Here is a 19649-nt window from a genome sequence, read left to right on the forward strand (position 1 = left end):
AGAGATAGATACCAATCTTGAAGATCTCGATCTAGATACAAATATATCTGGTCAGATATCTGATTCCATCGGTAGTATTGAAACTCCAGAGATAGATACCAATCTTGAAGATCTCGATCTAGATACAAATATATCTGGTCAGGTATCTAATTCCATCGGTAGTATTGAAACTCCAGAGATAGATACGTCAATAGATGAAGAAACTACTATCAATAATCCAAGTTGGATTGACGGTATATCGAGCGCAGGAGGTGCAGCTATAGCAGGAGGTGCAGCAGCTATCGGTGGTGCAGCAGCAGCCGCGTCAGGATTTTTAGGCGATCGCGATCGCGCTGAAACTCCAGAGATAGATACCAATCTTGAAGATCTCGATTTAGAGCCAAATACTTCAGGCGATTTATCTAGTAATAGTAGTTTTTCTGACAATGTTACTGCTGATTTTGAAACTAGATCCGACAATTCTGCTGATATCAGTTTGGATGAGATTACCTTTGATGATGCGGATAATTCAATAGATAATTCAATCGACGCTAGTTTAGAAGATATAACTTTCGATAACGCGGACAATTCCCCTGATATCAGTTTGGATGAGATTGGGTTTGATGATGCAGATAATTCAATCGACGCTAGTTTAGAAGATATAACTTTCGATAACGCGGACAATTCCCCTGATATCAGTTTGGATGAGATTACCTTTGATGATGCAGATAATTCAATAAACGCTAGTTTAGAAGATATAACTTTCGATAACGCGGACAATTCCCCTGATATCAGTTTGGATGAGATTACCTTTGATGATGCAGATAATTCAATAAACGCTAGTTTAGAAGATATAACTTTCGATAACGCGGACAATTCCCCTGATATCAGTTTGGATGAGATTACCTTTGATGATACCCAACAAGGATCGATTAACGATCTGATTGACAGTGCCAATGACACTACAAACGAGGGTGATTTTAGCTTAGACGATCTAAGTTTTGACGAATCAATCGAAAATTCTACCTCTGACTTGTTGAGTAGTAATACAGCCGAAATCACCGATTTATCAGACTCCAAATCTAGCGATCTGAATAATATCTCTACGTGGTTAGATAGTTTGAAAACACCAGAACGAGATTCAGAAGACATCAGTGGATGGTTAGATGGACTAAATATCCAAGATGATAATTCCGATAGTGAAGATGACAAAAATAATCAAGTTACCGAATTTCAAGATGACACAGAAGATATCTCATTTCAGTTTCTAGAAGATTTACTAGAAAGAGATTCTAATAGCGATCGCGAAAATTCATAGTAAACAATCGACTATCAGCTTAGGTACTTTTATAATCCCCGATCTTTAGCTAAAGATCGGGGATTTTTGGCATAGTTTTTGCTTACATCTCAACTACAGATTGAATCAATTAAAATTAAGATTATCTTGAATAAATTGCTTGAATAGTGCGATCGCGGGGTCTTGAACTTCATGACCCATCATAAATTCTTGATATTGAACAGATACACCAATTTTAGTCAACTCATCTTGAGCTTTTTTTGCAGCTTCAATTGGAACAACAGGGTCTTGTTGACCGTGAATTATCATTGTTGGCGGAAAAGTTTTATTGTCTTGAAATTCGGGCTGATAGTGTAAATAACCACTAAAGCTACATATAGCAGCCAAAGGTAAAGTCAAGCCCACATCCAAAGTCATTGCCCCTCCCTGGGAAAAACCAGCCATTACTGTTCGATCCAAAGGTACACCTGTACTCGCTTCAAGGGAAGTCAACCAATTAAGTAAAAGCTTTCGGCTGGTAGCTAAGCCAGTAAACTCGTTTTCTTCCAGAGCATACCAAGCCCTACCCCCAGGTACTTGAAAATGTTCAAAAGGAGCATTAGGGAAAAAATAGCCAAAACCAGGAAAATTGAGCATCTTAGCAAAAGGAACAAAGTCTTGATAGTTTGCCCCCCAACCATGCAACATCACCAATAAATAGGTCGGCTTCTCGCCATTGGGCATTGCAGAAATAGCTTCAATTGTAGGACTCATAGATTGACTTTTATTGCTTGTGTAGTAACTTTTAGGCAGTTTTGCCAGGGATTTAACTCCCAGAAATATGATTATAACTGGGATGATTTTAGGCAAAAAACTTGGCGTAAAAATTATACATTTAGCTCGACAAATATTACAACTAATATGCAATAGGGATCGTGCTTTCTGTTTGAATTTCTGCAATCAGCTTATTCAAATACCAGACTTCCGATTTTCCTGGATATTGCTGCTTGATCAGATTAATCATATTGCGAGCAATATCCTCTCGATTATTCACAAGACTAACCAATGTGCGAAAACGCCTAGTAACTTTCACCGTCTCGCGGTAATTATCCCACCAAGTATTTGAGGTTCTCGTATCCATCTGATTTTTTTGGGTAATCTTTCTGGGAAATCCTTCTTCAATATACCTAGTAACAATGACAAAGTTGTGACGAAGTTATGTCAAATTAACTCATGTTTATGTGATTGAAAAAGATAAACTACAAAAATTGATTAAGCTTGATGAATATTACATTGATGGATTTTTGACAGGATTATAACCAAATAAACCCTTTGTTTCTATCGGACACTTATAAACCGTTCTGACTTTTTGTTGTTCGCGATCGCAATATTTTTGGTCGTCAGGACAATAAATTTCTTCCTGGGCTACTTTACTTCGCTCGACATATCTGGGTTCTTTTTTGGCTGTAGCAGTAAAAGTTCCTTCTTCTAAGACTGTTTCAAAATCATCATCCTCTTCAATTTGGACAATTTCATATTTAAACTGATTTTTACCAGCCAAAAGAACAAAATTTCTTTTATCGTGTTTTGAACCAATAGTTACTTTAGTTTTTTCCGACACTTGTCCTTCTTCATATTCGCGATCTGCAAAGGGTAAAGGATCTCGACTCAAACCTCTAGTAACGTTAGTAATTAAAACTCTTCTGTCTGGTGCAGTAGCGGTTGTAGTAGAGAAAAACATCGCTTCTTGGCTTTCTAGTTTGTTACCAGGACATTCTCCTGTATAGATAATTTCAGGAATAATGAAATCATTTACTGCTGCATTACCAATAACTTCAAATCCGACATTGCCATTGTTATTATTCGTATTAACGGAGTTACCAGGCGATGGAGAAAATAGATCTATGACAGAGTTGGATTGATTGCTGACAGTTTTTGGCAGATCTAGTTCAATTCCCGATCTAGTAGCTATTTTTAATGCGGTATTTAAAGGAATGCCATAAAGATAAGAAGTACCTGTGGTGAAATCGATATCGGTTAAACCATAAACTCCGATCAACTGAGCTTCTTCGTTTAAGATTGGGCTACCACTCATGCCTGGCACAGCTTCCCCACTATAGATTAGCTCGTAACCATCTTTAACATCCGACGGAGCGAGAAAACCAATTAAACTTTCAGACATAAAACGATAGGTACGGTTACTGGCAATTTGTTGCGAACCTGGATAGCCAGCAATATGTATTTTTTGTCCTTCAATTAAAGTATCAGAATTTCCTTGGGCGACAATAGAATAGCGTCGATCGGTGTCAAAATAAACTAAAGCTAGATCTGCTCCTTCTAGTTGTTGAATATCCGTTGCAGGGTGCGACTTGCCATCTGCTGTGACAACCTGATATTCTCCTGAAACTTCAACTACGTGTTGGTTGGTTAAAACAACATAACCATAATCATCTTCAGCGATAATGACACCAGATCCATTGCCCGCACCATCAATCCGCACCGTACTTTTTTTGACAATTTGATTGACCGTTGCAGCGGGAAGAGCGATCGCTTTTTGACTATTTATTCCCACCATTCCAACAATAGTAATGGCTATTCCCGAAATTGCTGCTGAAATAAATTTTTGATTAATCCACTTATTCATAATTACCCTCGATTATCTAACTTTCACCCCAGCTATTGATTGCAAAAGTAAATACAAAAAATATACATTAAAATATAATGAACAATACATAAGTCCCATAAAAGAGTGAATGATATTCTTTTAGCTCCTCTAGAAAGACCAGCATTAAAATGGTTCGCAACACATATGCCAGCTTGGGTTAACCCCGATATTTTAACTCTTGTTAGAATTTTTGGTGGAGTCTCGATCGTTTTGATCGTCAGTTGATTTCAGGCAAAAATATAAGGATGCACTTTAAGTACACCCTTATACAAATTAACTTCGATAATACTTAACCAACTTAACCAACTTAACCAACTGTTCCTTCTAATTTGAGACTTAATAGTTTGTCTGCTTCGGAAGCAAACTCCATGGGCAATTCATTTAGCACGTCTTTGCAAAAGCCACTAACCAACATAGAGATAGCATCTTCTTCAGAAATACCTCGTTGAGCAAAGTAAAATAGTTGTTCTTCGCCTATTTTAGCGGTGGAAGCTTCGTGTTCTAGTTTGGCAGTATTATTATCTACCTGAATATAAGGGAAGGTATTGGCTTCGGCATTATCTCCAATCAACATCGAGTCACATTGAGAATAGTTACGCGCGCCAGTAGCCTTATTACCAATTTTAACTAGTCCGCGATAGCTACCCTTGGAATGCCCCGCAGAGATACCTTTAGAAATGATCGTGCTGCGAGTATTTTTACCAACATGAATCATTTTTGTTCCCGTGTCTGCTTGTTGATGGTTATTGGTCAAAGCGATGGAATAAAATTCACCGACAGAATTGTCTCCGACTAAAACACAACTGGGATATTTCCAAGTAATAGCCGAACCCGTTTCTACCTGCGTCCAAGAGATTTTGGAATTAACTCCCTTACATAGCCCCCGTTTGGTGACAAAATTATAAATTCCGCCCTTGCCGTTTTCATCTCCTGCAAACCAGTTTTGGACGGTGGAATACTTGATATCCGCATTATCTAATGCTACCAACTCGACTACCGCAGCATGGAGTTGATTGGTATCGAACATGGGTGCAGTACAGCCTTCTAAATAACTAACTGATGCTCCTTCTTCTGCCACAATCAAAGTACGCTCGAATTGCCCAGTATCGCCGTCGTTGATGCGGAAATAAGTTGATAGTTCCATCGGACAAGTTACGCCTTTAGGGATAAAGACAAACGAACCATCGCTAAATACTGCTGAGTTTAAAGCAGTAAAGTAATTATCGGCGGTGGGAATGACAGTACCTAAATATTTTTTGATTAATTCGGGATATTCTTGCAACGCTTCGGAAAAAGAGCAAAAGATTACTCCGTCTTCGGCTAGTTTTGCTTTAAAAGTGGTGCCGATAGATACGCTATCGAAGATTGCATCTACCGCTACATTGACATTGCCCAGTCTTTTTTGTTCGGAGAGGGGAATGCCTAATTTATTAAAAGTTTCTAACAAAGCGGGGTCGACTTCATCTAGACTACCCAACTTTTCTTTCTTCTTCTTCTTCGGTGCGGAGTAGTAGACAATATCTTGGTAATCAATGGGAGGATATTCTACATGAGGCCATTCTGGTTCGGTCATGGTAAGCCAATGACGATAGGCTTTGAGACGAAACTCTAGCATAAACTCTGGCTCGTTTTTCTTTGCCGAAATCAAGCGAACTACATCCTCATTTAAGCCACGAGGAATTTGGTCTTTCTCAATATCGGTAACAAAACCATACTTGTAGGGTTGATTGACTAAAGTTTTGACGTTGGCACTCATAGTAGGCAATTAAATAGACAATATCTTCAACAGCTGTTTTAAATTTTGTGGAGCAGTAACAAGGTTATTGGTTAATGCTTTTGTAGAATTAAACTAAGAGAAGGTAGCAAATAAAAATTTTCCTCGAAGTTTAACAACAAGTTTGTTGTTTAAGTATATTGTTATTGTAGGTTAGATTAGCAATAAGTTTGTTGTTAAAGTCAATTTTTTCTCGATCCTGTTTTTAAATTAAGTCAAAATACATCTCTGAGGACGATGACAACCACTGGTTTACCGTCTACTAAACAAAATATTCTGCAATCTTTGTTCAAGCAAGGTCATGCCACAGCACAACAGCTAGCTCGCGATCTAAAGCTTAGTACGCAAGCAATTCGTCGTCACCTCAACGAACTCGAAACAGAAGGATTGATCTTTTATGATTCAGTACAGCAAGGAATGGGTAGACCCCAACATTTGTACCAGTTGAGCGATCAAGGACGCGATCGCCTTAGTCCCCAGAAGTATAGTGAATTTGCCGTTTCTTTTTTGGATACTCTGGCAGAAACAGCAGGAGAAGAACAAGTCAGCAAAGTATTGGAAAAGCAATGGCAACGCAAAGCAGCTGAATATCGCGATCGCTTGGGCAAAGGAACTCTCTCCCAACGTATTGGCAAACTCGTTCAGCTAAGAAAAGAAGAAGGATATATGGCAGAATTACACGAAGTCTCGGTTAAAACACCACAAGAATTTGTTTTAGTCGAACATAATTGCGCTATTTCCGAGGTTGCTGAATCTTATCCTAGTATTTGCGGACACGAATTGGAGATGTTTTCGGCGGTATTACCCGACTGTGTTGTCCAACGCACTCACTGGATTAACGATGGCGAACATCGCTGTGGATATTCGATTACTAAGGAATAAGGAATAAACAACTAAGAATTTTAATGATAAATAAATCCAATCCTTTTTTGAATCTGAAATACGAACCCATGATGGAGGAGTTGGGAGACGATTATTATGATGTGGTTGCTGCTGCCGAGTTTCCCGCCCATTGGTTGCGTTTTCGCAATGATGCGTTATTGCCACTGATGGGTTTAGATCCCGCCACTGTAGGAGACGGCGATTTTCTGGAAGCATTTGGTGCATTTGAAGGAGTGCGACCATTTTTAGCCCTGCGCTATCACGGCTATCAATTTGGGGCTTACAATCCCTTTTTGGGGGATGGTAGGGGGTTTTTATACGGGCAAATTCGAGGCATAGATGGCAATCTCTACGACTTAGGTACAAAAGGATCTGGTAGAACTCCTTATTCTCGCAGCGCGGATGGCAGATTGACTCTCAAAGGTGGTGTGAGAGAGGTTTTGGCAGCAGAAGCATTGCATCAACTGGGAGTCAAGACTTCTCGTTGTCTTAGCTTGATCGAAACAGGAGAATCTTTATGGCGGGGTGACGAACCTTCTCCTACTCGTTCTTCGGCAATGGTTAGGTTTAATCGTTCTCACATTCGTTTTGGCACTTTAGAAAGACTGCACTATCTCAAACGCCCCGATTTGATTGGTAAGTTATTGGATAGAGCGATCGCAGTTTACTATCCCGACATCCCCGATACGGAAGATAAGTATCTTCAATTTTACGCGGAATTAATCGAACGGGTGGCTCAACTTTCGGCACAGTGGATGGCTGCGGGTTTTTGCCACGGTGTCTTAAATACCGATAATATGTCTATTACGGGGGAAAGTTTTGATTATGGTCCTTATGCCTTTATTCCTACCTATGATGCTAGATTTACCGCAGCTAGCTTTGACTATGGTGGGCGTTATAGTTATGGCAATCAGCCCTATATTTGTAAGTTTAATTTGGAGATGTTGCAATTGCCTTTAGCAATGGTAACGGAGAAGTCTTGTTTAGAAGTAGAACTAACAAAGTTTGATGATTGTTATCAACAACACTATCAAAAGTTGATCTGGCAAAAATTAGGCTTTAAAGAGTATTTTCCTTTATTAGAAGATTTGCTGGCCGCTACTATTGAGTTACTTAAAGATACGGATATTAGTTATCATGGCTTTTTTGCCGAATTAGCCCAAGGCTTTAATTTTGGTTGGCGCGAAGATAGTGGTTTGATTTTAGAAAATGCTGTTTTTAATCGAAAAATTAGTAATTCTTCTGGAGATAAATTAAAAGATAATTGGTGCAATTTATATCATCAATGCTTGAATCAACTATCGATCGCCAAGATGGAAAAGACAGGAGATATGCTTAAGTTTCACAATCCCCCTACTGTTTTATTGCGTCCAATTATTGAATCTATTTGGCAGCCGATCGCCGAAGAAAATGACTGGCAGCTTTTTTATGATTTAATTAATAAAATACAAACTAAAAGTTAAAATTAGTAGTTACTGACTAGATTATTTGATTTGTTCCATCCTCACTAACAGGTATAAACTGCGAAAATACTTTATAGAAATGCTTGCTTCCTCGCAAAAGGCAAAAGGCAGATATTAGTAGAACTTGAGGATTTAATAATAGATTCAGATCGCGATCGTTTGCTGCTATAATACCTAAGAGTATTAAATAAATTAGTAGACAAAAGAAATATCGAGGGAAATCCATCGGCCAACTACTATTTTTTCCACCTAAATAACGATACAAAATATATTGAATCGAACGAGTTAAAATACTACTGGCTAGCAGCATCAAACCGACAGTATTTGTGGATAAAACTACAAGAAAACCACAGTAGCGAAAAGTTTGTAGCAATAAGTATAACCAAACCCTGCTTTGCTTATTAACATGATTGTATATATAAAACAGAATTCTCAATACAACCAGAAAAACTATCCAATAGATTAATTCCTTGGAAATCCATAGTAAATTATCACTATATCCGTCAAATGGAAAGTCTATAATAAGACTCTCTAGAGTACGATCTTTGGCTAAAGTTACGATTCCTAGAAAAGATAAACCCAACGACCACAACCAGGGTTGCCAAAAGCCAAAAGAGATTTCATAAGATTTGTAGTTATAAGAAAGAATCGCTTTATTTTCAAATTTTTCCCCTACTACGTCATTCTCAATATAGCCCAGTTCGTAAATGCACCAAAATGACATTTGTAATAAAAATAAACCAAGAATATTTAAAAATAGATGAGAACTAGAATAGAGAAAAGATAATAATAAGATGATAAAATCTTCCCCAATGATATTATTGATAAAATATCTTTTATCTGGTCTTTTTACTTTCTCGGAATAAAGAAGTGGTATATAGATTTTCACTTTAGATAGAAAAAAAATTATGCTTTAACAAATGTAATTCTTAGACAGATCCCTGGGATTAATATGCGCAGTTAGCACTGTGATAACACAACAATGAAATCTTAGGTCATAATAAAAGTCAATTTCGGCGAATCCAATTAAGATTACATTTGAAATTTACCATAGAACTTCGATCTAAAATAATGAAATTACTGGTTTAGGGTCTCATATACCTTAGATACAAGGTAAGACTATGTCATTTTTGTGAAATTTGCGACAACATTGCCAAATATTCCCCGTAATTGACCTCTTCCAGTATTCGTAAAAACACTTAGCAACTAAAAGGAGCATCGATCGCTACAATAGAGATTTGTACTTATTTTTGTCATTCGTTATCGATGAACACTTTTCCTTCCACTCTCGATCTAGCAGTCGAACAAGCAAAAGAAGCTACCAAAAATGCGATCTCAGATGGTTATAAGCTAATTCAAGTAGAATTGGTCGTTCCTGAAATTGCTTTACAATCAGAAGCACTAGCTTTGGAGTTTGCGAGTTTATTTGCCGATGACGGTTTAAAGGTCAAAGTGATGTTTCCCGATACGGGTGCAGCAGCCTTAGCCAAGCGTAACTGGGGAGAACAACCTTTTCAAGTAACGGATATGGGCAGTCGTTTCACTTCTATTGAGACTCAGGTTGCACCAGAAGATGAAATTTTCGTTGTTGCTTGTCCTTCTTCGGTGGAGGTAGATCGGGCAGAAAAGTTGAGTCAGATAGCGGCAGATCGCCCTGTAGTGTTTCTTATTCCTCAATTGGAAGATGTTGCGGTAGTAGGTATTGGTTTGGCTGCGCGACAATTACGAGAGCGTTTTATTAAAAATATTTATTCTAGTTATTATCTTCGTCCCATTGAAGATGGGGCAATTTTGCGCTGTCATCCTTTCGGGTGGCAAATATGGCTGGAAAATGAAGCAGAGGCAACGAATTATGAATTAGCTACGGAATTGGCTACTAAACCGATGGGAGAGGATTTGGATCGTTTGATGATGCAATTGACAACTCCTCAAGGGGAAGATAATCAACGTTTGCAACCTAAGAAAAAACAGAATTTACTAGGAAATTTGCAGAAATTTCTTAAGGCTTTAAGTCAATAAATAGTTGTTAATTACTGTTGTACATTTAATAATTGAATAATAAAAAAAAATACTACTTTTGGTTGGTTGCTAGCATTATCGTAGCAATTTTGTTTAGTTTTTCTGGATTTGGACTAGCTTTTGATTCCCCTTATACGATACAAGATGATGCCAGACAGCATGTTTTTTGGCTGCAAAGATTGAGCGATCGCGATCTTTTTACGGGGGATTTGATTGCGGATTATTTTAGTTCGGTCGTTCCTAATGGTTATAAGTTTGTTTATTGGTTGGCGAATGTTGTAGGAATTAAACCATTTTTATTTAATAAATTACTTCCTCTATTTCTGGGAGTTGGTACTAGCATCTTTGCTTTTTTAATTACTCTTGAAATCTTTCCTATTCCTTTAGCAGGTTTTTTCGCTAGTTTGTTACTCAATCAAAATCTGTGGATGCTAGACGATCTTGTATCTGGTACCCCTAGAGCTTTTTTTTGGGTTTTATTTTTGGGTTTTATTTATTATTTATTGCGACAAAATTTATTATTTTGTTCCTTATTTATTGCTTTGCAGGGTTTATTTTATCCCCAGGTATTATTGATTTCTGCTGGCATTCTCAGTCTAAATTTAATTACACAAAAACAAAAAAGATATTTTTACATTATCGGATTGATTGTCGCGATCGCTGTAATGGCTATGTATAAATTACAAACCGCAGACTCCCACGAAGTTATTAGTTTAGAGTTAGCCAAACAACTACCTGAATTTTACGAGGGAGGAAGAAATACATTTTTCTTAGATAATTTTTTTTCTTTTTGGTTAATAGGACAAAGAAGCGGTTATTTCCCTAGAGAATGGCAATATTTATTGTTATGTTCTTTTGGTTTATTATTGCCATTTTTATTAAAATCCCCCAAAAATTTTCCAACTGTTAGATATATTAAGCCTCAGATGGAGATTATCGGCACAATATTAGTAGCTTCTTTAAGCTTATTTTGTCTGTCTCATCTACTCCTATTTAAATTACACTTACCTAGTCGTTATACCCAAAACACTTGGCGCATAGTTATAGCCATAGCCGATGGAATTACACTAACAATAATCATCGACAAAATTAGCCAATACCAAAAAAAAATGCGTCCTTTTATTATTATTATAATTATTACAGCATTGCTCTATCCCACTTATGCAGTGCAATCTTATCCCTATCGCCTCGGCTATGTCACGGGAGAAGTCCCCGAACTATATCAATTCTTGGAACAACAACCCAAAGATATTTTAATTGCTAGCTTGAGTAAAGAAGCAGATTTTATTCCTAGTTTGGCAAAGCGTTCTGTTTTAGTTTCCGAAGAATATAGTATTCCTTATCATTGGGATTACTATCAACAAATACGCCAACGAGCAAAAGATTTAATTCAAGCTCAGTATAGTTCCAGTCAAGCAGAAATAGAGCATTTCATCAAACAATATAAAATAGATCTCTGGCTATTAGATAAAGATACTTTCAACAGCGAATATTTAAGTAAAAACTCTTGGTTAAATCAATTCCAGCCAGAAACCAAAAATGCCATTGCTAAACTGCAAGACAATAATAAATTTATTTTAAACAATAAAAGCGATCGCTGTAGTGTTTTTCAAACAGCCAAACTAAATTTACTAGATGCTCGATGTTTAATATCTGTTCAAACACATTAAACCAGTCAAGAAAACTAAACCCATTACTCCTGCGATGGGATTATTATCGATACCCGTAACCCAAAGAGGAACGCGATCGCTATAATTAATTAACTCTCCTACATTAACAATGTAATAACTCCACACCAAACCACTATGAATGCCAATACAAATACCCAAGCGATCGCCATGATTCTGTTTGGCTAAGATTAGAGTAATTCCCAATAATATCAGTGCGGGAAAAGTCACCGCGGTTCTGATAATTGCTTCAATGGGTTTGATAAAATGGGCTAAAGCAAATGCGATCGCACCTACCCACAGGCAAGTTTTTTGACTGTAATCTCGCTGCAATTCATCTAAAAGCCAGCCACGAAAGACTAATTCTTCTGCCAACCCAATACCAAAAGCACTTAGCAAACCTTCGACAACGATTCTGATTAAACCTGTGGAGGGAGGAATAATTGAAATCCATCCTAATAGTGCTTCCACCATAAATAGACTGAGACAAAACCAAAACCCGATAGCTAAACCTTTGAATAATTCGCGACTATTTCTATGACTTTTCTCTAAGCCGTAGCGAGTAAAAATCTTACTTTCGCGGTAAACAAACTTGCCCCACAATCGCCATAAAAAGAGCAATTCAAAGAACAATAAGCTCATGGTAATAATACTAGTCAGATTAGCATTATTACCTAAAAATAAATAAATAGGAATCGCTAAAGGCAACCATAAAATAGATAAAACACCAAGAAAACATAACAATCTAATTGGTGCTTTGAGTTTAGATATTTTGTTTAAATATGAGTTAATCAATACCAAATCTGTCTAATCATCAGCTTCAATTGTACTAGTCAAACCTTTATTACAAAGAGTTTCACAATAAAACTCAGCGTGTTCCAAGGCACAAGTAATTACCAAACCCACACCATTATTATGAGTTTCCATCATAATATTCACTGCTTGGGGTGGAGTCATCCCGCCAACAGTCTCCATCAATGCTTGTACGACATACTCCATCGAATTAAAATCGTCATTATGGAGTAATACTTTATAACGAGGTGCAGTTTTACGCACCGTTGAAGTCGAACTCTTATCAATTACAGAAGTTCCCAAAGACACAACTTTTCTCCTTTGAAATTTCTCTTACTAAAATTAGGGCGTGTCATCATTTAGAAAATGAGATCGTTATAACTTTCCCCAACATAAACTATACAATAAAAAAAAGTTCATATAACTTAATAATAATAAATTTAAACATGACTGCTATTTCCCTTTCCCCATCTTCATCTATTCCTGGCACATATTGGCAGTGGAGGGGTAATTCTATTTACTATGTCAAGGCGGGAAAACCACAGCCTGACAAGCCCGCCTTGCTTTTAGTACATGGTTTTGGTGCGTCTACAGATCATTGGCGTCAAAATATTGCTCAATTACAAGAAGAATTTCAAGTTTGGGCGATCGATCTTCTTGGTTTTGGACGTTCGGCAAAGCCCAATCAAGAATATAGCGGTAATCTCTGGCAAGAACAACTACACGACTTTATTACCGAAGTTATCGGTCGATCGACGGTATTAGCGGGAAATTCTTTAGGTGGTTATGCCAGTTTGTGCGTCGCAGCAGCATATCCCGAATCTACGGCAGGTTTAATCTTACTCAATAGTGCGGGCCCTTTTAGCGATACAACTTCTCCATCGAATCAAAAACCCAAATCTAATCGAATGGGAAATCTAATTCGTTCGATCCTGCTACAGCCCTGGGCAAGTTTTCTCTTGTTCCAATACGTACGTCGTAAGTCCGTAATTCGCAAAACTCTCAAAAAAGTATATTTTAATCAAAGTGCCGTCACAGACATTTTAGTAGAAGATATTTATCGTCCTTCTTGTGACGAGGGTGCAGCAGAAGTTTTCAATGCCGTATTTAAAACCCCTCAAGGAGAAAAAGTAGATATTTTGTTAAGTCAAATAAAATGTCCGTTGCTACTTTTGTGGGGAGAAAAAGATCCTTGGATGGATACCAAAAAAAGAGGGAACGATTTTCGTCGATATTATCCCCAGCTAACAGAGTATTATTTAGAAGCTGGTCATTGTCCTCATGACGAGATTCCAGACGAAGTTAATAACCTGATAACAAACTGGGTTTTATCCCAGGGTAGGCTACAATCTTAATTGCTGACTTCTTAATAATTTGTTACAAGGTAAGTAGTAACTCAATCTATAGCTCTATGTTTGGTGGATTTGTTGGTTTTGGTAATAATAAAGGCGGAGATTGGGGTGAAAACCTGATCAACACTGTCGCAAGCAACACAATCCGTCATTTATTTACTCGTAGCGAGTCAGTAGAAGTATCGGTTAAGTGTAATCCCTCTAGCAAACTACTTCAGGGAACGATTGACAGCTTCAAAATGAACGGTCGTGGTTTGGTAATCAAAAAGCAATTTCGCGCGGAAGAGATGTCTTTTGAAACCGACGCTGTGGCAATAGATTTTAGTTCGGCAGTTAAAGGCAAAATTTCTCTCAAGCAACCCACTCAGGCGATCGCTTTGGTAAGATTGTCTGAAGCTGACATTAATAAGTCTTTTGAAGCGGATTTAGTTAGAAAACGGTTAGAAAATTTGACCCCTGAAGGTTTGACAGAAATATCTGGGGGAGAACCAGTTTCTTTTACGGATGTCGAAGTACAACTTTTACCTGAAAATAAAGTCAAGCTGCTAGCTAAAGCAAGTTGGCAAGATACAACAGTCCCCGCTAGCCTAACCTGTACGCTAGATATTGCCAAACGTAGAAGAGTCAAATTTAAGGATCTTAAGTTTGAAACAGAAGACATCGATCCAGAGATCCGAGATATCTCTCAACAACTAACTCTAGCTTTGGGGGAAATACTCAATGAAATGGTCGATTTAGACCGTTTTAACCTAGATGGAGTCAAATTGCGTCTTAATCGCTTGAACACCGAAGGAAAAATGCTTTTATTTAGCGGATATGCCCAAATTGAAAGAGTACCTCAGACGGGCTGATTAAGTAATAAGTAATAAGTAATAAGTAATAAGTAATAATTTTGGTGGCACAAAGAAAGATAAACTTTAGATTGTGCTAAGTCTAGTTTCGATCCGCGACTGTATTGTAAATGCGATCGCGATCTCTAGCATTATTCAAAATAAATTTATCTTAAAAATGATTTCGAGCGAGTTATTCATATCCCTATTATCTGACTGTAAAAATAGCCTACATTTGTTACTGTCTAGCCGTAAAAGGTCTGCTAAATTATGGATACAGGCGATCGCCATTAGTTTGTTGGTCGTGTTAACTAGTTTTTCTACTTGGTGCATATCCCCTGCATTAGCTACCATTAATGACGATCGCTATGAAGGTAATGTGTTTGTTCTTTTTGGAGGAAATGGTTCTCTCGTGCCTCCCCGCATGGATTTACCCACTTCTTTAAAGAAAGAAAAACCTGCTATTTTAGTTTTTTATGTTGACGATAGTAGTGATTGCAAACAATTTTCTGGTTTGATAACTCGGGTACAAGAGTTTTACGGACGGGCAGCGAGTATTATTCCCGTAACCGTTGATTCGTTTATCGATCGCGATAAATATACTCCTGACGAACCAGCCTACTATTACAGTGGAGTAGTTCCCGAAACCGTAATTCTAGACCAAAAAGGGAAAGTCGTATATGACGGAAAAGGACAAGTACCCTACGAAGAAATAGATGATGTCTTGCGGGAAGTATTCAATCTTTTACCCCGTTCAGAATCACAAGTGTTAAAACGTCGCTCTTTTAATGAGTTTAATTCTGGAATGGCAGAATAAAATTAAGTTGTCAAGAAGTTAACTAGTTTTTTTGCATAATAATATTAAATGAATATATTAATATTACAATCAAACTATTGAGGTTCAGTTTTTGCGATGCAATTACCAACTTTAAAACATCAATTTAAGCTAGTGGCAGTGACAATGACGAGTTGTTTGGCTGCCTTAACTACTTGTAGTTCTACTCTAGCCCAGAATCAAACCCAGAAAGGTTTTCACTGCAATGTTGATTCTGGTGTTCCTACTACCACATATCATAATTCTCAAGGTGCTGCCGAACCCTGGATCAAGTGGGTTTCCGACCACTTTTCTGATGCCAACTGGACTCCTTTTGCTCGTTGTCAAGCAGTCAGCGATCGCCTAGAACAGTATAGACAAGAAGGCAAACTAAAATATGTCACCTTGGGGATAGAAAATGATCAACAGGTAATCTGCGTTGCTAGAGAAGATAATGGTCCGTGCGAAGGTACTATTTATACTTTAAAACCAGGACAAGATGGAATTGCTGCTCTTAACAATTTATTTTCTTGGGGTAGCGGACAACAAAATTTAGAGTCGAGTTATGAATCCTCTACAATCATTCCCTATATCAATGTAGAAGATCGATTGGGAGAGAGAGATCGTTGATTCCTGCCCTGAAATATTGTTTTCGTGGTTTGAAAGGTGGCATATTTTTTTTAATTGGTACGACTATTTTTGGGGGTGCTATTGACTGGTATTGGGATCGGGCAACAATAGCTCAAGAAGTACCCACCTGGAATATTTCCCCAGAAGCGATCGATCGCAGTGAAACGTTACGGCTATATCAAACTAAAACTGTCCGCGTGGTTAAAGCTGATTCGGCTGGATCTGGAGTCATAATTAGTCGGGAAGGGAATATATATTCGGTTTTAACCAATTGGCACGTAGTTGATTCTAGCAATCCTGTGATTTTGACTGCGGACGATCTAGAACACCAGTTAATCAATCCTCCCCAACATTTGAGGGATGCGGATCTGGCAGTACTTCAGTTTTATAGTGAGGTAGATTATCCTACTGCTACAATCGCGGCACAATTGCCTCAAGTTGGCGACACAGTATATGCTGCGGGGTTTCCTCTAGCGATCGCCAATAATGAAAATACTTTGAATTTGGGAAACAAGGCATTTCGTCTGACTCAGGGAGAAGTATCCATAATTCCAGCGAAATCTCTTCCTCAAGGCTATCGTTTGGGCTATACCAACGATACCAAGGTGGGAATGAGTGGTAGCCCAGTTTTTAACGCTCAAGGCTTGTTGGTGGCGATTCATGGCAGGGGTAAATATCGCGATCCTGGTTTTGGAGTCTATCTTTTTGAAGATGGAAGCGAGCCTACTTCAGAACAATTAGAACAAATGATCGAGTCTAGTTGGGGTATTCCCATTAGTGTTTATTCAGAATTAATCAATTAAAAATGTTTTTAAATCGTCAATTTTTAAATTCTTATCTAGCTACTGCGATCGCAAGTACGGCAGGGATAATTATTTTAGCTCCTGAAATAGTATTAGCCAAAAGTCCAACAGAGATAGCTGCGGTCGCCGAAGTTGTTACAGTAAAGATCGATAATAATTTGGGAGTACCAGGGGGTTCTGGGGTAATTATTGCCAAGGAAAATAATAGTTATACAGTCCTCACCGCCAATCATGTGGTTAAAAATGTCAATATTGGCTATTTGGTCAAAACTCCCGATAATCAAGAATATAAAGTAACTGGGGTGAAAAATCTCAGGGAGAATGGTTTAGATTTAGCTTCTATAACTTTTCAAAGCGATCGAGAATATTCGGTAGCAACAATTGGGGATTCTGAGTATGCTGTCCCTGGGGCTTCAATTTTTGTTTCTGGCTATCCTTTAACAGCGGAAGTCGATCAGGAGCGTCATTGGGAATTTACCACAGGTACGGTTACTAGTATTCGCGAAACCGCAGCCGAAGGCTATTCTATGCGTTATCAAGCTCTAACTCGTCGCGGTATGAGTGGCGGGGGGGTATTTGATACTAGCGGGCGTTTGGTGGGAATTCACGGTCAGGGGGATGTTATTGGTAGCGTCCGTAATGAATCTTCTAGTATTCCCGAACCCCTCAAAACAGGTTTTAATGCAGCAATTCCCATCAAAAATTTTACCGAATTCTTGGAGGTTACGGGGTTGAGTAAAAATGCTTTAAACATTGATGGGGGTAAACCAGATCGAGAAGAAGGGGATATTGATGTAGAAGCAACGAAAAACTATGTTGAAGGATTGGAATTACTGGCTCAAGGAGATGTGACTAGAGCCAATGATTATCTAATTGAAGCAGCCGACAAAAATCCCAATAATGTCGTAGCAATATACTATCAAGGGTTGATTGACTATACCAAACGCGATCTCCATGCTGCGATCGCCAATTACGACCGAGCAATCAAAAACAACCCGAATTTTGCTCTGGCTTATTTTAGTCGCGGACTAGCCCAATATCGTCAAGGCAATAGAAACCAAGCACTAGAAGACTACAATAGTGCCATTCGTCTCAACCCTACCGATCCCTGGTCCTATCTCAATCGAGGTATTGTCAAAGAAGATTTAGCAGATTTAGATGGGGCATTAGAAGACTATAATCGCTCGATTCACATTGCACCAGACTATGGCAAGTCCTATCACAACCGAGGTGCAGTATTATATTCCCGTCGCGAATTTGAAGCAGCATCGGCAGACTTTAAAAAAGCTTCTGAGATATTCTTTCAGCAAGGAGATACCAACAGTTATAATGTGGCGATCGATGGACTAAATAAAGCTCAAAAAGCCTTCATGAATTCTCAAAATAAATAATCAAGAAAAAGGCGACTATCTTTTGCAGTCGCCAACCATGAGGTATGAATCAACAGTCGATTTTGATCGACTACTTACTTACTTATGCTTAAAGAACTTAAATTATGCGTTTCGTTGAATCTCTTAACATAAGATCGAATACTATTTAGCGATGGTCGAATATATTTTGATATTGCAACATATCCAAGGCGACAAACACAGGAATTGTTTGAAAACAGCGTTGGGCTAACTCATAGCGATCTTCTCGCTTCAACATTGTAGTTAGTTTGCGTTTGATATCCAATAAATAACGCACGTCATTAGCTGCATAGTTATATTGTTCTCCTGAAAGATTTTCTGCATCTCCCCAATCCGAGCTTTGAGCCTTTTTATCTAGCTCTACTCCTGTCAATTCAGCAACCAAGCTTTTTAAGCCATGACTAGAAGTATAGGTACGTACCAGCTTACTCGCAATTTTGGTACAAAAAATTGGTGCGGTTTCCACCCGAAATGTAGTATTGAATTGGGCTACATCAAAACGAGCGTAGTGAAAAACTTTAGTAATGTCCCAAGAAGTAAGCAGCTTTTGTAAATTGGGTGCTTGAGTTTGTCCTTTGGCAATCCGAATCGCTGTTACAAAACCTTGAGGATCGCACAGTTGTACTAAGCACAAGCGATCGCGTCCTAACACCAAACCCATCGTTTCCGTATCGATCGCGATTTCATCAGCAGCTAGATAGCGAGCCAAAGTCGCAGAGTCTAAATCTTCATCGTAAACTTGAACGTTATCTAAAACCATATTGCAAATCTAATTTTCGAGGATAAAAATTTGAGTAAAGTAGTATTCTCCTGCTGGATTTACTGCTACTCCAATACCTGTTAAATTATAGTTTCCCTCCATGTTTTTGCGATGACCATCGCTTTCGATCCATCCTGCTATGGCTTTACTAACAGGATCTTGATAACCCATGTTATAGGCCACATTTTCGGCTACAGTTCGATAATCAATATTATTCTCAATCGCTTGAGCTCTAGCGGAGAAACCATCATGGCTAAAAGCCACTTTTTGTTGCGCCATGTTGACACTATGAATTTTTGCTTGCTTGCTAATTAAATTATTAAGCTTTAACGGTGCAAGATTTTTAGAAGCTCGATATTGATTGACTTTTTGATGGACTAATTCTGCTAATCGGCTCAGCTCTCGCTCCCTTGCAGACATGGCGATTGTTTTTACTTCTATATTCTCTTCTTGACCAGACTCTCGAATAAAAGCCTCACTATACTTCGCACGGTCATAACTTGCGCTTTTTTTCCAAGAGCCATAATCTAATCA

At 38.2% G+C, this 19649-nt stretch carries 21 protein-coding genes; 12 read left to right on the forward strand and 9 right to left on the reverse strand.

Going from position 1 to position 19649, the window contains the following annotated elements:
• The coding region (locus tag I4641_RS13375) for a hypothetical protein (RefSeq protein WP_229641034.1) at nt 1–1297 on the forward strand (1297 nt) is incomplete at its 5' end.
• A gap of 105 nt (nt 1298–1402) precedes the next feature.
• Here the strand turns inward: I4641_RS13375 and I4641_RS13380 are convergent.
• From I4641_RS13380 to I4641_RS13390, 3 genes are all read right to left on the reverse strand, one after another.
• Nucleotides 1403–2029: an alpha/beta hydrolase gene (locus I4641_RS13380; RefSeq protein ID WP_229641035.1), complete on the reverse strand. Its 627-nt coding sequence runs from the start codon at nt 2027–2029 to the stop codon at nt 1403–1405.
• A 142-nt stretch (nt 2030–2171) separates the two neighbouring features.
• Nucleotides 2172–2396: a hypothetical protein gene (locus tag I4641_RS13385; protein ID WP_229641036.1), complete on the reverse strand. Its 225-nt coding sequence runs from the start codon at nt 2394–2396 to the stop codon at nt 2172–2174.
• A 147-nt stretch (nt 2397–2543) separates the two neighbouring features.
• The gene (locus I4641_RS13390) at nt 2544–3899 is read right to left on the reverse strand and encodes a S1 family peptidase (protein ID WP_229641037.1); all 1356 of its coding nucleotides are present in this window, start codon (nt 3897–3899) and stop codon (nt 2544–2546) included.
• Between the two features lie 105 nt (nt 3900–4004).
• Between I4641_RS13390 and I4641_RS13395 the strand changes: the two genes are divergently transcribed.
• Nucleotides 4005–4145, forward strand: coding sequence for a CDP-alcohol phosphatidyltransferase family protein (locus tag I4641_RS13395; RefSeq protein ID WP_229641038.1), 141 nt, complete (start codon nt 4005–4007; stop codon nt 4143–4145).
• A gap of 82 nt (nt 4146–4227) precedes the next feature.
• Here I4641_RS13395 and sufB read toward each other — a convergent pair whose 3' ends face one another.
• On the reverse strand, nt 4228–5676 hold the full coding sequence (gene sufB / locus I4641_RS13400) for a Fe-S cluster assembly protein SufB (RefSeq protein ID WP_229641039.1): 1449 nt from the start codon (nt 5674–5676) through the stop codon (nt 4228–4230).
• Between the two features lie 255 nt (nt 5677–5931).
• On the opposite strand from sufB, the gene sufR reads away from it, so the two are divergent.
• Nucleotides 5932–6576 (forward strand): iron-sulfur cluster biosynthesis transcriptional regulator SufR, encoded by a 645-nt coding sequence (gene sufR, locus I4641_RS13405; protein WP_229641040.1) that lies wholly within the window; start codon nt 5932–5934, stop codon nt 6574–6576.
• A 23-nt stretch (nt 6577–6599) separates the two neighbouring features.
• Nucleotides 6600–8039, forward strand: coding sequence for a protein adenylyltransferase SelO (locus I4641_RS13410; RefSeq protein ID WP_229641041.1), 1440 nt, complete (start codon nt 6600–6602; stop codon nt 8037–8039).
• Nucleotides 8040–8055: 16 nt separating this feature from the next.
• On the opposite strand, the gene I4641_RS13415 is transcribed toward I4641_RS13410, so the two are convergent.
• Entirely contained in the window at nt 8056–8763 is a 708-nt protein-coding gene (locus I4641_RS13415) for a hypothetical protein (RefSeq protein ID WP_229641042.1), read from the reverse strand.
• A gap of 542 nt (nt 8764–9305) precedes the next feature.
• Between I4641_RS13415 and I4641_RS13420 the strand changes: the two genes are divergently transcribed.
• Together I4641_RS13420 and I4641_RS13425 are read left to right on the forward strand one after the other, a co-directional pair.
• Entirely contained in the window at nt 9306–10058 is a 753-nt protein-coding gene (locus I4641_RS13420; RefSeq protein ID WP_229641043.1) for a DUF1995 family protein, read from the forward strand.
• A 32-nt stretch (nt 10059–10090) separates the two neighbouring features.
• Nucleotides 10091–11728, forward strand: a complete 1638-nt coding sequence (locus I4641_RS13425; RefSeq protein ID WP_229641044.1) for a glycosyltransferase family protein — start codon at nt 10091–10093, stop codon at nt 11726–11728.
• Here the strand turns inward: I4641_RS13425 and I4641_RS13430 are convergent.
• Together I4641_RS13430 and clpS are read right to left on the reverse strand one after the other, a co-directional pair.
• A complete protein-coding gene (locus I4641_RS13430; RefSeq protein WP_439655347.1) occupies nt 11705–12517 on the reverse strand; it encodes a CPBP family intramembrane glutamic endopeptidase in 813 nt (270 codons plus the stop codon). The two genes, I4641_RS13425 and I4641_RS13430, sit on opposite strands and share 24 nt — an antisense overlap.
• A gap of 15 nt (nt 12518–12532) precedes the next feature.
• Nucleotides 12533–12820 (reverse strand): ATP-dependent Clp protease adapter ClpS, encoded by a 288-nt coding sequence (gene clpS, locus I4641_RS13435; RefSeq protein ID WP_263858228.1) that lies wholly within the window; start codon nt 12818–12820, stop codon nt 12533–12535.
• Between the two features lie 143 nt (nt 12821–12963).
• Between clpS and I4641_RS13440 the strand changes: the two genes are divergently transcribed.
• The 6 genes from I4641_RS13440 (at nt 12964) to I4641_RS13465 (ending at nt 18337) form a co-directional block, all read left to right on the forward strand.
• Nucleotides 12964–13872 carry an alpha/beta fold hydrolase gene (locus tag I4641_RS13440; RefSeq protein WP_229641047.1) on the forward strand — a complete coding sequence of 303 codons (909 nt, stop codon included), beginning with the start codon at nt 12964–12966 and terminating at the stop codon, nt 13870–13872.
• A gap of 56 nt (nt 13873–13928) precedes the next feature.
• On the forward strand, nt 13929–14720 hold the full coding sequence (locus I4641_RS13445) for an LmeA family phospholipid-binding protein (RefSeq protein ID WP_229641048.1): 792 nt from the start codon (nt 13929–13931) through the stop codon (nt 14718–14720).
• A 157-nt stretch (nt 14721–14877) separates the two neighbouring features.
• A complete protein-coding gene (locus I4641_RS13450) occupies nt 14878–15516 on the forward strand; it encodes a thylakoid membrane photosystem I accumulation factor (RefSeq protein ID WP_263858229.1) in 639 nt (212 codons plus the stop codon).
• A 96-nt stretch (nt 15517–15612) separates the two neighbouring features.
• A complete protein-coding gene (locus I4641_RS13455; RefSeq protein ID WP_229641050.1) occupies nt 15613–16143 on the forward strand; it encodes a COP23 domain-containing protein in 531 nt (176 codons plus the stop codon).
• Nucleotides 16140–16946, forward strand: a complete 807-nt coding sequence (locus I4641_RS13460; RefSeq protein ID WP_229641051.1) for a S1 family peptidase — start codon at nt 16140–16142, stop codon at nt 16944–16946. Before I4641_RS13455 ends, I4641_RS13460 begins: the two co-directional genes overlap by 4 nt.
• A gap of 2 nt (nt 16947–16948) precedes the next feature.
• On the forward strand, nt 16949–18337 hold the full coding sequence (locus I4641_RS13465) for a tetratricopeptide repeat-containing S1 family peptidase (RefSeq protein WP_229641052.1): 1389 nt from the start codon (nt 16949–16951) through the stop codon (nt 18335–18337).
• 145 nt (nt 18338–18482) lie between these two features.
• On the opposite strand, the gene I4641_RS13470 is transcribed toward I4641_RS13465, so the two are convergent.
• Both I4641_RS13470 and I4641_RS13475 read right to left on the reverse strand, forming a co-directional pair.
• Nucleotides 18483–19115 (reverse strand): ribonuclease D, encoded by a 633-nt coding sequence (locus tag I4641_RS13470; protein ID WP_229641053.1) that lies wholly within the window; start codon nt 19113–19115, stop codon nt 18483–18485.
• A gap of 9 nt (nt 19116–19124) precedes the next feature.
• Entirely contained in the window at nt 19125–19535 is a 411-nt protein-coding gene (locus I4641_RS13475; protein ID WP_229641054.1) for a CAP domain-containing protein, read from the reverse strand.
• Between the last annotated feature and the right edge of the window lie 114 nt (nt 19536–19649).

Source organism: Waterburya agarophytonicola KI4 (assembly GCF_020640915.1).
GTDB classification, from domain to species: Bacteria; Cyanobacteriota; Cyanobacteriia; order Cyanobacteriales; family Xenococcaceae; genus Waterburya; species Waterburya agarophytonicola.

Excerpts from the sequence above, each read along its gene's own strand:
- I4641_RS13380 (WP_229641035.1), bottom strand. The coding sequence starts at position 2,029 with ATGAGTCCTACAATTGAAGCTATTTCTGCAATGCCCAATGGCGAGAAG.
- I4641_RS13385 (WP_229641036.1), bottom strand. The coding sequence starts at position 2,396 with ATGGATACGAGAACCTCAAATACTTGGTGGGATAATTACCGCGAGACG.
- I4641_RS13390 (WP_229641037.1), bottom strand. The coding sequence starts at position 3,899 with ATGAATAAGTGGATTAATCAAAAATTTATTTCAGCAGCAATTTCGGGA.
- sufB (WP_229641039.1), bottom strand. The coding sequence starts at position 5,676 with ATGAGTGCCAACGTCAAAACTTTAGTCAATCAACCCTACAAGTATGGT.
- sufR (WP_229641040.1), top strand. The coding sequence starts at position 5,932 with ATGACAACCACTGGTTTACCGTCTACTAAACAAAATATTCTGCAATCT.
- I4641_RS13410 (WP_229641041.1), top strand. The coding sequence starts at position 6,600 with ATGATAAATAAATCCAATCCTTTTTTGAATCTGAAATACGAACCCATG.
- I4641_RS13415 (WP_229641042.1), bottom strand. The coding sequence starts at position 8,763 with ATGTCATTTTGGTGCATTTACGAACTGGGCTATATTGAGAATGACGTA.
- I4641_RS13420 (WP_229641043.1), top strand. The coding sequence starts at position 9,306 with ATGAACACTTTTCCTTCCACTCTCGATCTAGCAGTCGAACAAGCAAAA.
- I4641_RS13440 (WP_229641047.1), top strand. The coding sequence starts at position 12,964 with ATGACTGCTATTTCCCTTTCCCCATCTTCATCTATTCCTGGCACATAT.
- I4641_RS13445 (WP_229641048.1), top strand. The coding sequence starts at position 13,929 with ATGTTTGGTGGATTTGTTGGTTTTGGTAATAATAAAGGCGGAGATTGG.
- I4641_RS13450 (WP_263858229.1), top strand. The coding sequence starts at position 14,878 with ATGATTTCGAGCGAGTTATTCATATCCCTATTATCTGACTGTAAAAAT.
- I4641_RS13455 (WP_229641050.1), top strand. The coding sequence starts at position 15,613 with ATGCAATTACCAACTTTAAAACATCAATTTAAGCTAGTGGCAGTGACA.
- I4641_RS13465 (WP_229641052.1), top strand. The coding sequence starts at position 16,949 with ATGTTTTTAAATCGTCAATTTTTAAATTCTTATCTAGCTACTGCGATC.
- I4641_RS13470 (WP_229641053.1), bottom strand. The coding sequence starts at position 19,115 with ATGGTTTTAGATAACGTTCAAGTTTACGATGAAGATTTAGACTCTGCG.
- I4641_RS13475 (WP_229641054.1), bottom strand. The coding sequence starts at position 19,535 with ATGTCTGCAAGGGAGCGAGAGCTGAGCCGATTAGCAGAATTAGTCCAT.